Raw genomic sequence first — 16,301 nt, 5'->3', positions numbered from 1 at the left:
GCCATTTGCAAGCGGGCGCCGAACTTCCAGGGACGTAGGGCGAATAACCGTTCGCGGTTATCCGCCGCCTGGCCTGCCTCAGCGATACCACCGCGGCGTATACACCCAGTCACCACCGCCGGCGCGGGGGAAGCGGCGGGTCAGCGACGAGCCGATGATCACCAGGGTGCGCATGTCCACCATCTCCGGCTGCAGCTCGCCGAGGGTGAGCGTGCGCAGCGCTTCGGCCGGGCGGCCGATGTCGCGGCCGAGCACCACCAGCGTCTGCGGCGCGCGGTGTTGGCGGACGATCTCCAGCGCGCGGCCCAGTTGCCAGGGGCGGGCCTTGGAGATGGGGTTGTAGAAGGCCATGGCCAGGTCGGCGGCGCCGGCGTGGTCCAGGCGCTTTTCGATCAGGTCCCAGGGCTTGAGGTTGTCCGACAGCGAGATCAGGCAGAAGTCGTGGCCCAGCGGCGCGCCGGCCTTGGCCGCGGCAGCCAGAGCGGCGGAGACGCCGGGCAGTACTTCCAGTTCGACGTTGTGCCAGTCGGCGTCGCTGCTTTCATGCAGCGCCTCGACCACCGCCGCGGCCATGGCGAACACGCCCGGGTCGCCGGACGACACCACTACCACCCGCCGGCCGCTGGCGGCCAGTTCGAAGGCGTGGCGGGCGCGCTGCATCTCTTCGCGGTTGTCGCTGCAGTGGCGCACCTGGTCCGCGCGCAGCGGCTCGGCCATCTTCACGTAGGTCTCGTAGCCGAGCAGGTCCTGGGCTTCGTCCAGGGCGCGGCGCACCGCTGGCGTCATGTGCTCGGCGGCGCCGGGGCCGAGGCCGATCACGCTCAGGCGCCCGCGTGGGCGACCGATGCCGGCGGCCTGTTCGAGGGAGTCGGCGAGGCTCAGGTGGATGCCATCCCGCGTCGCCGGCAAGGCTTGCTCATCGATGAAGCGCAGCGGCACGTCGAGCGCTTTTGCGGCCTCGGCCAGGCCCGCATCGGCCATGTGCCGGCGCGGGGCGAGCAGGGCGGCCAGGGCTGCCTCCGCCAGCCCGGACGCGTGCAAGGCCTGGCGGACCCGCTCGGCGAGGTTGTCCACAGGCGCGGCGACTTCCGCCAGCACCTGGCGCGGGTGGATCAGCAGTTCGTCGCGTTGCGCCGGGCGGGCCTCGCAGGTCACCCGCACGCTGTGCCGGGCGTCCTCGGCCAGCGGCAGGCGCGCTGCGGCCAGCCAGGGCGCGTCGCCGTCGATGCGCAGGCTTTCGCCGCCCAGCAGGTCGGCGACGAAGCGCTTGCCCTGCTCGATGTCGGCCAGGGCATAGCCTGGCGGCGGTTCCAGCAGGCAGGTGCCAAAGCGTAGCTCGCCGCTGGTGGTGATGGCCGGCGCCACTTCCAGCGCGGCGGCGATCTCCCGGGCCAGGCGGTTGACCCCGGCCAGGCCGCCGAGCAGCGGCACCACCGCGCTGCCGTCCTCGGCCACGGCCAGCACCGGCGGTTCCGCGCCCTTTTCCTGCAGCGCCGGGGCCAGGCTGCGGATGACGATGCCGGCGGCGCACAGGGCGATGATCGGCGTACCGCTGCGGTAGAGCGCGCGCAGGCTGTCGCCGAAGTCCTGGTAGCTTTCCTCGGCGCCCTCGACGCGGCCCAGCAGGCCGTGGATGCGCGCCTGTGGATAAAGCGCCTGCACGCGTCGCGCGGTGGCCAGGGCGCTGGCGCCGAGGATGACGATGGCGGGGGAGGCGTTCATCAGCCGCGCCACCTCTGCCCGGGGATCACCACCATGGAGAAGTAGGGCGAGGCCATCGGGTCCACCTCGTCCAGCGGCACGATGCGCTGCTCGCGCATGGTCGCCCGCTCCACGTAGTGCGCGCCGCCGTCGCGGCCCAGTTCGCGCAGCACGCGGCGGACCTTGTCGAAGTTGCGCCCGAGCTTCATCACCACCGCCGCGTCGGCGGCCGCCAGGCGCTGCTTCAGCTCGTCCTCCGGCAGCACGCCGGAGAGCACCGAGAGGCTCTGGTTGCGGTACACCAGCGGCACGCCGAGCACCGCCGCGCTGCCCAGCATGGAGCACACGCCGGGCACCACTTCGGCCGGGTAGCGCTCGGCCAGGCGGTCGTGCAGGTACATGTAGGAGCCGTAGAAGAACGGATCGCCCTCGCAGATCACCGCGACGTCGCGGCCGGCTTCCAGGTGGCTGGCGACCTGTTCGGCGGCGGTGTCGTAGAAGTCGCTGATGACGCCCTCGTAGGTCAGCGGCGGCTCCAGTTTCTCGGTGGTCACCGGGTACACCAGGGGCAGGCGTTGCTGGCTCGCTCCCAGGTGCTGCTCGATGATGCCGAAGGCGTTGCCGCCGTGGCCGGCGTGGTGCTTGGCCTTGGCCACGAAGTAGGCGACCACGGGCGCGGCTTGCAGCAGGCGCAGGGCCTTGAGGGTGATCAGCTCGGGGTCGCCGGGGCCGACGCCCAGGCCGAGCAGGCGGCCAGTCATCATTCCACCTCCGTGGCCAGGGCGTTCACCGCGGCGGCGGCCATGGCGCTGCCGCCTCGGCGGCCGCGGACGATGACGTAGGGCACGCCGCGGCTGTCGGCGGCGAGCAGGTCCTTGGATTCGGCGGCGCCGACGAAGCCCACCGGGAAGCCGAGGATCAGCGCCGGTTTCGGCGCGCCGGCGTCGAGCATTTCCAGCAGGTAGAACAGCGCGGTGGGGGCGTTGCCGATCACCACCACGCTGCCTTCCAGGTGTTCGCGCCAGTGCTCCAGGGCCACCGCCGAGCGGGTGTTGCCCAGCTCGCGGGCCAGGGCCGGGACGTCCGCTTCGTTGAGCGTGCAGATCACCTCGTTGGCCGCCGGCAGGCGCGCGCGGGTGATGCCCTCGGCGACCATGCGCGCGTCGCAGAGGATCGGCGCGCCCGCCGCCAGGGCCGCGCGGCCGATGGCGCCGGCGCCGGGAGAGAAGCGCAGGTCCTGCACCACGTCGACCATGCCGCAGGCGTGGATCACCCGCACGGCGAGCTTTTCCAGGTCGGCGGGAATGGCCGAGAGGTCGGCCTCGGCGCGGATGGTGGCGAAGGATTGGCGGTAGATCGCCTGGCCGTCGCGGATGTAGTCAAGCATCGGGTAGGGCTCCGGGATCGCGCAGCCGGTCGGCCGCGGCGTCGAGGGTCAGGTCGCGCGCCAGCGGCTGGCCGAAGCCGGCGTGGCCGGGGGCGCGGCGGTAGAGGTCGTAGCGGCCGTCGGCGACGGCCAGCAGGGTCAGCGGCGCCACGTGGGCGGCGGCGCAGGAGCGCGGGCAGCCGCACAGGTGCACGCCGGCGGGCAGTGGCGCGCGCAGGCGTTCGGCCAGGCGCAGGGCGTCGGCCTTGGTGTCGGCCAGGCCGCGGGCGCAGCCGGCCGAGCCGCTGCAGGCCACGAGCCGGGACAGCGGCTGTGCGGCCGAGATGATCAGGCCCAGGCTGTCGAGCGCGGCGAGCACGGCGCTGGCGCGCGCGGCCGGCACGTTGGGCAGCAGCAGGCCCTGCCAGGGCGTCAGGCGCAGGCTGCCGTCGCCTTCGCGTTCGGCGAGATCGGCCAGTTCGCGCAGCAGCCCGCTGTGCAGGCGGCCGAGGACGAAGCCGGCGCCGACGCTGCACAGGCCGCCCTGGCGCTGCGGGCGGATGCCCAGGTGGGCGAAGGGCTCGACGGCGGCGTGGCGCCAGTCGGCCACGTCCTGTTGCAGCGGCAGGTCGAGGCGCGCCAGCAGGTCTTGCGCGGGCACCTTCGCCAGCAACTGGCGCATGCGCGAGACGCCTTCGCCGGCCAGGTCGAGGAACAGGTTCAACAGCGCCTCGACCAGGGCCGGCAGCTGTTCGCTGGCGACGGCGGCGAGCGCGGGGCTGTCCTGCGCGCGCAGCGGCGGGCAGCCGGCCAGGCCGAAGGCGAAGCGCCCGGCGTCCATGGCCGACAGCCAGATGTCGTGGGGGTGTTCGAGCATCGCCAGGGATTCGCCGCCATCCAGTTGCAGGGCGAACTTGGGCGACAGGCCGTGGAAGCGCGGCTCGTCCTGCAGCAGGTCGAGCAGTGTGGTGGCCAGCGGCGCGACGTCCAGGGCCTGGGCCGGGTCGAGGCCGGCGGCGGGGCTGAGCAGCAGGTTGCGCACGTCGTCGGCGGCGGCGATGCGCGGGCCCAGCCCGGCCTGCAGCAGCTCGGCGGACAGCGCCGCGCCGGCGCCTTCGTGTACGCCGCGGATTTGTAGGTTGGCGCGGTTGGTCGCCTCCAGCACTCCGTCGGCATGGCGTTCGGCGGCGCGGGCGATGGCCCTGGCGCCGGCGGCGTCGAGGCGCCCGCCGGGCAGCTTGATGCGGCAGATGCCGCCATCGCCGGAAGCGACCACGCGCAGCAGCCCCGGGCAGGGCGACGGGCGGATTTCGACGGGGGGAACGGGCGGCAGATTCGGCACAGGGTCACCATGGCTGGGTCGCGGTGACCTTGCGGATCGCCCCTGATTGGGAGGATCTACAACATCGATACACCCCGCTCGATGCTTGCACACGCGACTGGTCCCGTCGGCAGGTCTCCTGGCTGGCAGGTCTTTGCCCGACGCGGCCTTCCCGGTTTCCCAGTGGCCAATGACGCGTGGACTCGCTGCTTACAGTTGCGGGGGCAGCCGCGCTTGGATGGCTCCTGCGCGTTCCCTCTTCGGCCCTGATGGGCACCGACGAAGGTTGTATTATGCCCGCTTTGCCCGACCCCTTGAAAACCCTGCCCGTCGGAACGCCGGCGGCGCAGTGTCGCAACGCAGAGGAACCCCCATGACGCCCTGGCTGACCATCGTCGGCATCGGCGAGGACGGCTATGCCGGCCTCGGCAAGACCGCCCGCCGCGCCCTGCTGGCGGCCAGCGACGTGTTCGGCGGCGAGCGCCAGCTGGCCCTGCTGCCGCCGTGCATCGGCGCGCAGCGCAGGCGCTGGCCGAGCCCCTTCGACATGGCGCCGCTGCTGGCGCGGCGCGGTACCCCCACCTGCGTGCTGGCCAGCGGCGACCCGCTGTTCTTCGGCGTGGGCGCGAGCCTGGCGCGGCAACTGCCGGCGGCGGAAATGCGCGTGCTGCCGGCGCCGTCCTCGGTGAGCCTGGCGGCGGCGCGGCTGGGTTGGGCGCTGCAGGACGTGGAGCTGCTGTCGCTGGTGGGCCGCCCGTTGGCGGCGCTGAACGCGCGCCTGCATCCGGGGCGCCGCCTGCTGGTGCTGTGCGCCGATGGCCGCAGCCCGGCAGCGGTGGCCGTGCTGTTGCGCGAACGCGGCTTCGCGCCGAGCCGGCTGAGCGTGCTGGAACACCTGGGCGGCGAGCGCGAGCGGCGCATCGACGGCCTGGCCGCCGACTGGTCGCTGGACGAGGCCGCCGCGCTCAACGTACTGGCCATCGACTGCGTGGCCGGCGCCGATGCCCGGCGCCTGGCGCTGACCCCCGGCCTGCCCGACGACGCCTACCGCCACGACGGCCAGCTGACCAAGCGCGACGTGCGCGCGGTGACCCTCGCGCGCCTGGCCCCGGAGCCGGGCGAACTGCTCTGGGACGTCGGCGCCGGCTGCGGCTCCATCGGCATCGAGTGGATGCGCGCCCACCCCAGTTGCCGGGCCTTCGCCATCGAGGCCGAGGAAAGCCGCCTCGGGCACATCGCCCACAACCGCGACGCCCTCGGCGTGCCCGGCCTGCAACTGGTGGCCGGGCGCGCGCCGGAAGCCCTGGAGGGCCTGGAGGCGCCGGACGCCATCTTCATCGGCGGCGGCGTCACCGTGCCGGGCGTGCTGGAGTATTGCTGGGATTGCCTCAAGCCCGGCGGCCGGCTGCTGGCCAACGCGGTGACCCTGCAGAGCGAGGCGGCCCTGGTCGGCTGGCGCGAACGCCACGGCGGCGAGCTGGTGCGCCTGCAGGTGGCCCAGGCGCAGCCCCTGGGCGGCTTCGACACTTGGCGCGCGGCCCTGCCGATCACCCTGCTGGCGGTGCGCAAGCCGTGAGCGGCAAACGCATCCTGCTGCTGGGCGGCATCGGCGAGGCCCTGGCCATCGCCCGCCGCCTCGGTCCCGGTCACCTGTACAGCCTGGCCGGCCTGGGCAAGGTGCCGGACGACCTGGCATGCCAGGTGCGTGTCGGCGGCTATGGTGGGGCAGAGGGCCTGGCGGATTTCATCGCCGGGCAGGGCTACGACCTGCTGCTCGACGCCACCCATCCCTACGCCGCGCAGATCAGCCGCAACGCCGCCCGCGCCGCGCAGCTGGCCGGCGTGCCCTGCTGGGCCCTGCGTCGCCCCGGCTGGCAGCCCGGGCCCGGTGACGACTGGCGCGAGGTGGCAGGCTGGGCGCAGTTGATCGCCGCCCTGGCGCCGTTCCGCCGGCCGCTGTTCACCCTGGGGCGCGAGCCGCTGGAGCACCTCGGCGAGATTCCCGAACATCAGTTCTGGACCGTGCGCTGTTTGCAGAGCCTGCCGGGCAATGCGCGCGCCGAAGTGCTGGGCGCGCGCGGGCCCTTCAGCCTGGAGGGCGAGCGCGAGCTGTTCGCGCGCCTGGGCACCGACGTGCTGGTGAGCAAGAACAGCGGCAGCCAGGCCACCGAGCCGAAGCTGCAGGTGGCGCGCGAGCGGGGCGTGCCGGTGCTGATCCTGGCGCGGCCGGAATTGCCTGAGGTGGATCGGCAGTTCGATAGCGTCGAGGTGCTATGGGCAGCGCTGGAGCCGCTTCTGTAGGGCTGGGTTCGCCGACACACTGCCGAAGTTGGAGCTGCCCGAGGTGGATCGACAGCGCTGTGCCCACTCGCATGAGAGCCCCTCTCCCCAACCCTCTCCCGCAAGCGGGAGAGGGGGCCGTTCGGCGTGGGCGGGTTGTCCGGCGTCAGCCGGCGCGATCGACGCGGCGGGGGGCGCCGGCGTATAACCGCGAACGGTCATACGCACGACGCGAACAGGGAGTGGCGGAATGTTGCGAATCCTCGGCAAGGCCTCATCGATCAATGTGCGCAAGGTGCTGTGGACCTGCGCCGAGCTGCAGCTTCCCTACGGTAGGGAAGACTGGGGCAGCGGTTTCCGCGCCACCGACTCGGAGGAATTCCTCGCGCTCAATCCCAATGCGCTGGTGCCGGTGCTGGTGGACGGCGATTTCGTGCTCTGGGAGAGCAATGCCATTTGCAGTTACCTCGCCAGCCAGTACCCGCGCGACGAGCTGCTGCCGTCCGCGCCTCGCGAACGGGCGTTGGTGGAGCAGTGGATGGGCTGGCAGGCCACCGAGCTGAACAACGCCTGGCGCTACGTGTTCATGGCGCGGGTGCGCAACAGCCCGGCCCATGCCGATGCCGCTGCCATCGCGGCGAGCGAGCGGGAATGGGGCCGGCTGATGGCGCTGCTCGACCGCCAGCTGGAGCGCACCGGCGCCCATGTCGCCGGCGAGCGTTTCAGTCTGGCCGACGTCGCCATCGGCCTGTCGGTGCAGCGCTGGTTCATGACGCCGATGCAGCGCCCCGAACTGCCTGCCGTGGCCGCCTATTACCAGCGGCTGGGCCAGCGTCCGGGGTTCTGCGAGCACGGTTGCAACGGCCTGCCCTGAGCCTGCTTCAGCGCAGGGGCAGGTCGCCGATGGCGCGGTACTCGGCGCCGAGGTTCGCGGCCAGTTGGCGGGCGCGGCCGAGGCGCACGGGGCCGCTCTCGATATCCACCAGCAGGCTGGCGCAGGGCAGCGGCGCCAGGGGCGGGCAGTCGCTCAGGCGGCCGTCGGTGACGATCAGCAGGCGTTGGCGTTCGCCGGGCTTGTGGCGCTGGCGCTGCTGCAGCCAGTCGGCGGCCTGGGCCAGCGCCTCGGGCAGCGGCGTGCCGCCGCCGGCGCCCAGTTCATGCAGCCAGTCGCGCAGCTGCGCCGAAGCCTTCTGCCCCTGCCACAACCAGCGCGGCTGCCGCCCCGCGGCGTGCAGCACGGCCAGGCGCGCGCGTTGCCGGTAGGCCTGCTCGAAGACTTCCGCCAGCAGGCCCTTGGCCTGGCCCAGGGCGCCGTGCCGGCGGGTGCTGGCCGAGGCGTCGACGATCACCAGCCAGAGTTCGCGGGGCTTGGCGCTGCGGGCGCGCAGCACCAGGTCGTCACGTCTCTTCGGGCGCCCGCGCAGGAAGCTGGCTGGCCAATCGACGCGCGACTGCGCGCCGTGCCGGCGGGCGCCGCTGCGGCCGCCGGCGAGTTGGCCGGGTGTGGGGCTGGCATCCGCGCCTGGGGCCGGGCGCGGGCGGATGCTCAGGGCTTTTTTGGCCAGCGCGGCAGTTCGCGGGCGGCGCCGGCGGGCACGGCGCGGGGCGGCAGTTCGCCCCACTGGCCTTCGTTTTGCGCGCCTTGTTCGGGCTGGTTGGCGGCCGGGGCCTGGGGTGCCTGCGGCTGCGCCGGTGCTGGCGGCGCATGACGGCGGCGGTGGGCGAGGGCGAAGGGCTCCAGGGCGTCGATATCTTCCTTCTCGATGCGCTCGGCGCCGCGCCAGGCGGCATGGGCGCGGGCGCCGCGCAGCCAGACCAGGTCGGCGCGCAGGCCGTCCACCCCGGCGGCGTAGCAGCGCTCGGCGATGGCCTGCAGCGCGGCATCGTCCAGGGGGATGCCGGGAAGACGCTGGCGGGCCTGGGCGCAGCGTTGGCGCAGGGCGTCCTGCTCGGCCTGCCAGTGGCCGAGGAAGGCCTGTGGGTCGGCGTCGAAGGCCAGGCGGCGGCGGACGATCTCGGCGCGCTCGGCCGGCGGCGGCGTGCCGCCCAGCTCGACCTTGAGGCCGAAGCGGTCCAGCAGCTGCGGGCGCAGTTCGCCTTCCTCGGGGTTCATGGTGCCGATCAGCACGAAGCGCGCCGGGTGGCTGTGGGACAGGCCGTCGCGCTCGACGTGGTTGACGCCGCTGGCGGCCACGTCCAGCAGCAGGTCCACCAGATGGTCGGGCAGCAGGTTCACTTCGTCGACGTAGAGCACGCCGCCGTCGGCGTTGGCCAGGATGCCCGGGGAGAAGCGCACGCGACCCTCGCCCAGGGCGGCGTCGAGGTCCAGGGTGCCGACGATGCGTTCCTCGCTGGCGCCCAGCGGCAGGGTGACGAAGCGCCCGCCGTCGAGCAGGTCGGCCACGCCGCGGGCCAGGGTCGACTTGGCCATGCCGCGCGGGCCCTCGATCAGCACCCCGCCGATGGCCGGGTCGATGGCGGCCAGGCACAGCGCCAGTTTCAGGTCGTCGGCGGCGACCACGGCGGCGAGGGGGAAGTGCGGTTGCATGGGCGTTACCTGCGGCGAGCTTGGGCGTGCATGGAAGGCGAATGGTAGCGAAGCCGGCGCGGCCGGGCGAGGCGCCGTCGATGAAGGCGATAGGAAAGGATGATTGAAAGCCCCGCGCCGATGCGGTAGCTTGGCCGGCATCTTGTGGAGATAACCATGCCGTCCAGCCTGTCCATCCAGTCCCTCGCCCGCCCCGGTGCCCTCGGCTCCGCGGTCGTTCGCGCACAGGTGCTGGCCGCTGCCGCCGGTTATTTCTTCTATGGGTATTGGTTTAGCCACAGGCGCGCCTGATACCCCACAGGCGCCCTAGCAAGCAGGGTCGCCAACCAGACAGTTTCAGCAAACCCCGGTCGGCAACCCGACCGGGGTTTTTGTTTTTCCGGCCCACAAGGCCAACGCAATTCCAACAGAGGATCGAAACATGACCGCCTACACCACCTACCGCTATTACCGCACCTCCGACTGGCGATTTAGCAGCCGTACCGCTGCCACACCCGAACTACTCAGTCGAACACTCAGATAGCGCCGCGCGCGGCCATGACCGCGCCGGCCAAGGATGCCAGTCCATGAATTCCTCCGTTTCCGCCCTGATCCGCAACGACCTGCCGCAGTCCGCCGAAGTCCTCGAACTGCCGCGCCCCTCTGCCCGCCGCCGCGAACAGCCGCTGCCGGGCCCCGCCGAACTGCGCCAGCGCCTGCCGCTTTCCGCCGCCCTGGCCGAACGCGTACAGCATGACCGCCAGGCCATCCGCGCCATCCTCGACGGCCGCGACCCGCGCCTGCTGGTGGTGGTCGGCCCCTGTTCCCTGCACGACGCCGATTCCGCCCTCGACTACGCCGAACGCCTCGCCGCCCTGGCCCCCGAAGTGAGCGACCAGTTGCTGCTGGTGATGCGCGCCTACGTCGAGAAGCCGCGCACCACCGTCGGCTGGAAGGGCCTGGTGTACGACCCGCGCCTGGACGGCAGCGGCGACATGGCCGAGGGCCTGGCGCTGTCGCGCCGGCTGATGCTGGACATGCTCGAACGCGGCCTGCCGGTGGCCACCGAGCTGCTGCAGCCGCTGGTGGCCGGCTATCTCGACGACCTGCTGGGCTGGGCGGCCATCGGCGCGCGCACCAGCGAATCCCAGGTGCACCGCGAGTTGGTCAGCGGCCTGGACCTGCCGGTGGGCTTCAAGAACGGCACCGACGGCAGCCTCGGCATCGCCTGCGACGCCATGCGCTCGGCGGCGCACCCGCACCAGCACTTCGGCATCGACGGCCTGGGCCGCCCGGTGCTGGTGCAGACCCTCGGCAACCCGGACACCCACCTGGTGCTGCGCGGCGGCCACGGCGGGCCGAACTACGACGTGGCCAGCGTGCGCGCGGCCCGCGAGGGGCTGGAGAAGCAGGGCATCCCGGCGCGGATCATGGTCGATTGCAGCCACGCCAACAGCGCCAAGGACCCACTGCGCCAGCCGGCGGTGCTGGCCAGCGTGCTCGACCAGCGCCTGGGCGGCGACGCCTCGCTGCGCGGGGTGATGCTGGAGAGCCACCTGTTCGACGGCTGCCAGCCGCTGAAGGGCGAGCTGCGTTATGGGGTTTCCATTACCGATGGGTGCCTGGGCTGGAGCGGGACCGAGGCATTGTTGCTGGATGCGGCGGGGCGGTTGCGGCGGGGGTAATGGGCTCGGCGTAGGGCGTATAACCGCGAACGGTTATACGCCCTACGTTACTGGATGCCTGTAGGAGCGAGCTTGCTCGCGAAGGGAGTCTCCCGGTCGTGTCGGTGCCAGGTATGAGAGCGCCCTCTCCCTAACCCTCGGCTGCGCGCCCCGCCCTGAAGGGAGAGGGGACCGTTCGGTGTGCTCGGGTATTTCGGAGTTAGCCGGCAGCGCCGAAGGTTTCCGGCTGAAACCACTCCTTCTCTCGGCACGGACTAGCCCCCTCTCCCTTCAGGGAGAGGGCTGGGGAGAGGGGGCGGACTCAGCCGAAAACACTGGAGTCGCCGGCGAGCCCCTGTTCGCGAGCAAGCTCGCTCCTACGAAGAGCCAGCACGCGCCTCCTCAGGACTCCTCGCTATCCACCAGGATGTTCTCCAGCGCCTCGCGATACTCCCCAGGCTCCTGCCAAAGCCCGCGCTGCTGCGCCTCCAGCAGGCGCTCGACCATGTCGCGCAGGGCCTCGGGGTTGTGGCGCTGGATGAACTCGCGGGTGTCTTCGTCCAGCAGGTAGGCGTCGGCCAGTAGCTGGTACTGGTGGTCTTCCACCAGTTCGCTGGTGGCGTCGAAGGCGAACAGGTAGTCCACCGTGGCGGCCATTTCGAAGGCGCCCTTGTAGCCGTGGCGCTTCATCCCGGCGATCCATTTTGGGTTCACCGCGCGGGCGCGCAGCACGCGGCCGAGTTCTTCCTTCAGCGTGCGGATGCGCGGGTTGTCCGGCTGGCTGTGGTCGCCGTGGTAGCTGGCGACACGGCAGTCCTGGATGACTTCGGCGGCGGCGAGCATGCCGCCCTGGAACTGGTAGTAGTCGTTGGAATCGAGGATGTCGTGCTCGCGGTTGTCCTGGTTGTGCAGCACCGCCTGCAGGCCATCCAGGCGCTGGGCGAAGCGCTCGCGCGCGGGGGTGCCGTCGTCGCCGGCGCCGTAGGCGTAGCCGCCCCAGTTGAGGTAGGCCGCGGCGAGGTCGGCGCGGTTTTCCCAGCTGCGCTCTTCGATCACTCCTTGCACGCCGGCACCGTAGGCGCCGGGCTGGGCGCCGAAGATGCGCCAGCCGGCCTGGCGCCGGGCTTCTTCCTCGGTCACGCCGCTGGCTTGCAGTTGCGTGCTTTCGGCGCGCACGCGGGCGGCCAGGGGGTTCATGTCTTCCGGCTCGTCCAGCGCGGCCACCGCCTGCACCGCGGCGTCGAACAGGCGGATGAGGTTGGCGAAGGCGTCGCGGAAGAAGCCGGAGACGCGCAGGGTCACGTCCACCCGCGGGCGGTCGAGCAGGCTCAGCGGCAGGATCTCGAAGTCTTCCACGCGCTGGCTGCCGGCCTGCCACACCGGGCGCACGCCGATCAGCGCCAGGGCCTGGGCGATGTCGTCGCCGCCGCTGCGCATGGTCGCCGTGCCCCACACCGAAAGGCCGAGCTGGCGCAGGTGGTCGCCGTGGTCCTGCAGGTGGCGCTCCAGCAGGCGGCTGGCGGACTGGAAGCCGAGTCGGTAGGCGGTGGGCGTGGGCAGGTTGCGCACGTCCACGGTGAAGAAATTGCGCCCGGTCGGCAGCACGTCCAGGCGCCCGCGGCTGGGCGCGCCGCTGGGGCCGGCGGGGACGAAGCGGCCGTTCAGCCCGGCGAGCAGCTGGCCGATCTCGTTGGCGCCGCAGGCATCCAGCAAGGGCGCCACGTTTTCCCGCAGTTGCCGGAGGACCAACGTGCTGGCTTCGCCGGGGCCGTCGAGGTCCTGCTCGATCAACTGCAGGGCCAGCAGTTCCAGGCGCTCGCGGGTGTCGCCGTTGCTGCGCCAGGGTTCGTCGCTGACTTGCTGCAGCACCTCGGGGCGCGGGCCGTCCCAGGGTTCGGCGAAGTTGCTGTCCAGCGGGTCGCGGCCCAGTTGCAGGTCCGCCGCCAGGGCGCGCAGCAGGCTGGCGTTGCCGCCCTTGCCGTCGCCCCGCGGGATGCGCACCAGCGACAGCAGGGTGTCGCGGCGCAGCTGGCCCATCGGCGATTCGCCGAACACGTGCAGGCCGTCGCGGATCTGCGATTCCTTGAGGTCGCAGAGGTAGGCGTCCAGCTGTGGCAGCCAGCTGTCTTCGTCGTCGTTGAGTTGCAGGCCCAGCTCGCGGTCCAGGGCGGCGGCGCGCACCGCGTCGAGGATTTCCCCGCGCAGCTGCACGGCGCGGCGCGGGTCCAGCAGCGAGGCGTCGTAGTACTCGTCGGCCAGACGCTCCAGGTCGCGCAGCGGGCCGTAGTTCTCGGCGCGGGTCAGCGGCGGCATCAGGTGGTCGATGATCAGCGCCTGGCTGCGGCGCTTGGCCTGGGCGCCCTCGCCGGGGTCGTTGACGATGAACGGGTAGAGGTTCGGCAGCGGGCCGAGGATCGCGTCCGGCCAGCATTCCTCGGACAGGCCCACGCCCTTGCCCGGCAGCCATTCGAGGTTGCCGTGCTTGCCGACGTGGATCACCGCATCGGCGCCGAAGGCTTCGCGCAGCCAGAAGTAGAAGGCCAGGTAGCCGTGCGGCGGGACCAGCGCCGGATCGTGGTAGATGGCTGCCGGGTCGAGCTGGTAGCCGCGCGCCGGCTGGATGCCGACGAAGGCCAGGCCCAGGCGCAGGCCGGCGACCATCATGCGCCCGTTGCGGCACATCGGGTCCTGCTCGGGCTCGCCCCAGCGTTCGCGCACGGCGCGCTGGTTGGCCTCGGGCAGGCGCGCGAAACAGGCCAGGTAGTCGGCCAGCGCCAGGCTCTGGGCGCAGGGGCGCAGGTCGAGGTTGTCGAGGTCGTTGCTCACGCCGCCGAGCAGGCTGTGGATAAGCGCATCGCCAGTCTCCGGCAGGCCAGCCACCGGGTAGCCCGAGGCCTCCATCGCCCGCAGGATGTTCAGCGCCGCCGCGGGCGTGTCCAGGCCGACGCCGTTGCCGATGCGCCCGTCGCGGGTCGGGTAGTTGGCCAGGATCAGCGCCACGCGCTTGTCGGCGTTGGCCTTGCGCGCCAGCAGCACCCAGCGCCGCGCCAGCTCGGCGACGAAGTCCATGCCCGGGCGGTGCGCCAGGTAGCAGACCACATCGCTCTGGCTGCGCTCGCTGCGCCAGGCCAGGCCCTTGAAGCTGATGGGGCGGGTGATCAGGCGGCCGTCCAGCTCCGGCAGCGCCACGTGCATGGCCAGGTCGCGCGGGCCCAGGCCCTGGGCGTTGGCGCGCCAGAGGTCGAGGTTGTCCAGCGAGCAGATGGCCTGCAGCACCGGCACGTCGCGGCGGAACGGGCGGGCCTGGGGCGCGTCCGGGTTGGACTGGGCGAAGCCGGTGGTGTTGATGATCAGCTCGGCGCAGGCCTCGTCCAGCAGCGCCTCGACCTGCTCCAGGCAGGCCGCTTCCTTGAGGCTGGCCACGGCGATCGGCAGCGGGTTGAGCTGCTGCGCGCGCAGGCTGGCGCAGAAGGTGTCGATGAAGCCGGTGTTCGCCGCTTGCAGGTGGGTGCGGTAGAACAGCAGCGCCGCCACCGGCCAGCCGGGGTTCCACTCGGCCTGCCAGTGGGTGAGGGTGGCTTTAGCGTGGCCGGGATGGTGCAGGGCGACGCGGGGCAGGGTGCGGGGTTCGTTCCAGGGATAGGCGCGGTCCAGGTACTGGCTGGCCAGGTTGGCGAAGAACTGCCGGGCGTTGTCCAGGCCGCCCTGGCGCAGGTACTGCCAGAGGCGCTCGGCTTCCTCGGGGGCGACGTTGCACAGCGCGCTGAGTTCGGGGTCGGGCTTGTCGTCGCCGGGCACCAGGATCAGCGTGGCGCCGCGCCCGGCCAGGGCCACCAGTTGCTCGATGCCGTAGCGCCAGTAGCCGACGCCGCCGTGCACCGAGATCAGGATGACCTTGGCGTGCCGCAGCACCTCGTCGACGTAGAGGTCCACCGAGGCGTGGTTCTGCAACTGCATGGGGTTGGCCAGGCGCAGGCTCGGGTAGTCGTCGGGCAGTGCGCGGGCGGCCTCGGCGAGCAGCGCCAGGTGCGAGTCGCCGCTGCAGAGGATGACCAGCTCGGCGGGCGTCTGGGCCAGGTGGGCGATGCCGTCGTCGGGGACGAAGCCGCCGGGTTGGGTGCGCAGCAGGTGCATGCGGGGGACCTCTTTCGCTCGGTCAGGAGCGCCCTCTCCCCAGCCCTCTCCCTGAAGGGAGAGGGGGCCGGTTCGGTGTGCGCGCGGACATTGTGCTTACCGATGGGCATGGCCCGTGCTCGTGCGCTGGCATATCGGCGAAGCGCCGGATCAGCCCCCCTCTCCCTCCGGGAGAGGGGTTGGGGGTGAGGGTATTCACGCCAGCGCGGTGCGCAACTCGTTGGCGATGACGGTCTGGTCCAGCTCCTGGCCGATCACCACCAGGCGGGTGGCGCGGGTTTCGTCGCTCAGCCACTTGCGGTCGAAGTGCTTGTCGAAGCGCTTGCCCACGCCTTGCACCAGCAGGCGCATGGGCTTGCCGGGGATGGCCGCGAAGCCCTTGACGCGCAGCACCGCGTGGCGCTCCACCAGTTGGCCGAGGGCGGCGAGCAGGGCTTGCTCATGCACTTCCGGGAGGTCGACGTGGAAGGAATCGAACTCGTCGTGGTCGTGGTCCTCATGGCCTTCGTGGTCGTGGTGGGTGGGGCGGCTGTCGATGTGCAGCTCGGCCTCGGCGTTGAGCCCCAGCAGCACCGACAGCGGCAGCTGGCCGGCGCTGGCTTCGACGATCTTCACCGCCGGCGGCAGTTCTTCGGATACGTGCGCGCGCACTTGTGCGAGGGTGTCGGCGTCGAGCAGGTCGGCCTTGTTCAGCACCACCAGGTCGGCGCTGGCCAGCTGGTCTTCGAACAGCTCGTGCAGTGGCGATTCGTGGTCCAGGTTCGGGTCCTGCCTGCGCTGCTCGTCCACCTGCTCGGGATGCGCGGCGAAGGTGCCGGCGGCCACTGCCGGGCTGTCGACCACGGTGATCACCGCATCCACCGTGCAGGCGTTGCGGATTTCCGGCCACTGGAAGGCCTGCACCAGGGGCTTGGGCAGGGCCAGGCCGCTGGTCTCGATGAGGATCTGGTCCAGTTCGCCGCGGCGCGCCACCAGTTCGCGCATCACCGGGAAGAATTCTTCCTGCACGGTGCAGCACAGGCAGCCGTTGGCCAGTTCGAAGACGCGGCCCACGGCTTCTTCTTCGCTGCAGCCGATGGAGCATTGCTTGAGGATTTCGCCGTCGATGCCCAGTTCGCCGAACTCGTTGACGATCACCGCGATGCGGCGACCTTCGGCGTTGTCGAGCATGTGCCGGAGCAGGGTGGTCTTCCCGGCGCCGAGGAAGCCGGTGACGATGGTGACGGGGAGCTTGGCCAGGGTTTGCATGGTCGCCTCTGCGCTGCGATGGCGGGAGGCAGAGGCGCGCGCACGGAGGTTCCGCGCGTC

General features: G+C 71.8%; 13 protein-coding genes and 1 riboswitch. Of the genes, 5 read left to right on the top strand and 8 right to left on the bottom strand.

The genetic code is table 11. The features are described 5' to 3' along the window. Positions 1-78: 78 nt before the first annotated feature. The 4 genes from cobJ to cobG are packed head-to-tail and all read right to left on the bottom strand — an operon-like array spanning position 79 to position 4,409. Positions 79-1,722 (bottom strand): precorrin-3B C(17)-methyltransferase, encoded by a 1,644-nt coding sequence (gene cobJ, locus PM1_RS26770; RefSeq protein WP_009617196.1) that lies wholly within the window; start codon positions 1,720-1,722, stop codon positions 79-81. Continuing rightward, positions 1,722-2,465, bottom strand: coding sequence for a precorrin-2 C(20)-methyltransferase (locus PM1_RS26765; protein WP_009617197.1), 744 nt, complete (start codon positions 2,463-2,465; stop codon positions 1,722-1,724). The genes cobJ and PM1_RS26765 overlap by 1 nt, the downstream gene beginning before the upstream one ends. Further along, positions 2,462-3,088, bottom strand: a complete 627-nt coding sequence (locus PM1_RS26760) for a precorrin-8X methylmutase (protein WP_009617200.1) — start codon at positions 3,086-3,088, stop codon at positions 2,462-2,464. The genes PM1_RS26765 and PM1_RS26760 overlap by 4 nt, the downstream gene beginning before the upstream one ends. Next, positions 3,081-4,409, bottom strand: a complete 1,329-nt coding sequence (gene cobG, locus PM1_RS26755; protein ID WP_009617202.1) for a precorrin-3B synthase — start codon at positions 4,407-4,409, stop codon at positions 3,081-3,083. The genes PM1_RS26760 and cobG overlap by 8 nt, the downstream gene beginning before the upstream one ends. Before the next feature lie 91 nt (positions 4,410-4,500). Then, positions 4,501-4,684, bottom strand: a riboswitch (cobalamin riboswitch). Between the two features lie 77 nt (positions 4,685-4,761). Between cobG and PM1_RS26750 the strand changes: the two genes are divergently transcribed. The 3 genes from PM1_RS26750 (at position 4,762) to PM1_RS26740 (ending at position 7,542) form a co-directional block, all read left to right on the top strand. After that, positions 4,762-5,964 (top strand): bifunctional cobalt-precorrin-7 (C(5))-methyltransferase/cobalt-precorrin-6B (C(15))-methyltransferase, encoded by a 1,203-nt coding sequence (locus tag PM1_RS26750; RefSeq protein WP_009617204.1) that lies wholly within the window; start codon positions 4,762-4,764, stop codon positions 5,962-5,964. Beyond that, positions 5,961-6,689, top strand: coding sequence for a cobalt-precorrin-6A reductase (locus tag PM1_RS26745; protein WP_009617206.1), 729 nt, complete (start codon positions 5,961-5,963; stop codon positions 6,687-6,689). Before PM1_RS26750 ends, PM1_RS26745 begins: the two co-directional genes overlap by 4 nt. Before the next feature lie 229 nt (positions 6,690-6,918). After that, the gene (locus PM1_RS26740; protein WP_009617208.1) at positions 6,919-7,542 is read left to right on the top strand and encodes a glutathione S-transferase family protein; all 624 of its coding nucleotides are present in this window, start codon (positions 6,919-6,921) and stop codon (positions 7,540-7,542) included. 7 nt (positions 7,543-7,549) lie between these two features. Here the strand turns inward: PM1_RS26740 and PM1_RS26735 are convergent, their stop codons facing one another. Both PM1_RS26735 and PM1_RS26730 read right to left on the bottom strand, forming a co-directional pair. After that, the gene (locus PM1_RS26735; protein WP_178132427.1) at positions 7,550-8,233 is read right to left on the bottom strand and encodes a vWA domain-containing protein; all 684 of its coding nucleotides are present in this window, start codon (positions 8,231-8,233) and stop codon (positions 7,550-7,552) included. Then, a complete protein-coding gene (locus PM1_RS26730; RefSeq protein ID WP_009617211.1) occupies positions 8,215-9,216 on the bottom strand; it encodes an ATP-binding protein in 1,002 nt (333 codons plus the stop codon). Before PM1_RS26730 ends, PM1_RS26735 begins: the two co-directional genes overlap by 19 nt. A 156-nt stretch (positions 9,217-9,372) precedes the next feature. Between PM1_RS26730 and PM1_RS31190 the strand changes: the two genes are divergently transcribed. Continuing rightward, positions 9,373-9,507: a hypothetical protein gene (locus PM1_RS31190; RefSeq protein WP_009617212.1), complete on the top strand. Its 135-nt coding sequence runs from the start codon at positions 9,373-9,375 to the stop codon at positions 9,505-9,507. Between the two features lie 275 nt (positions 9,508-9,782). After that, positions 9,783-10,880, top strand: a complete 1,098-nt coding sequence (locus PM1_RS26725; protein WP_009617214.1) for a 3-deoxy-7-phosphoheptulonate synthase — start codon at positions 9,783-9,785, stop codon at positions 10,878-10,880. Between the two features lie 381 nt (positions 10,881-11,261). Here the strand turns inward: PM1_RS26725 and cobN are convergent, their stop codons facing one another. Both cobN and cobW read right to left on the bottom strand, forming a co-directional pair. Continuing rightward, a complete protein-coding gene (cobN, locus tag PM1_RS26720; protein WP_009617216.1) occupies positions 11,262-14,993 on the bottom strand; it encodes a cobaltochelatase subunit CobN in 3,732 nt (1,243 codons plus the stop codon). Between the two features lie 195 nt (positions 14,994-15,188). Then, positions 15,189-16,241, bottom strand: a complete 1,053-nt coding sequence (gene cobW / locus PM1_RS26715; protein ID WP_009617218.1) for a cobalamin biosynthesis protein CobW — start codon at positions 16,239-16,241, stop codon at positions 15,189-15,191. Positions 16,242-16,301 lie beyond the last annotated feature (60 nt).

Origin of the sequence: Pseudomonas sp. M1 (assembly GCF_022760135.1) — a bacterium.
Classification (GTDB): domain Bacteria; phylum Pseudomonadota; class Gammaproteobacteria; order Pseudomonadales; family Pseudomonadaceae; genus Pseudomonas; species Pseudomonas citronellolis.
This window is presented reverse-complemented; position numbering and strand designations above follow the sequence as displayed.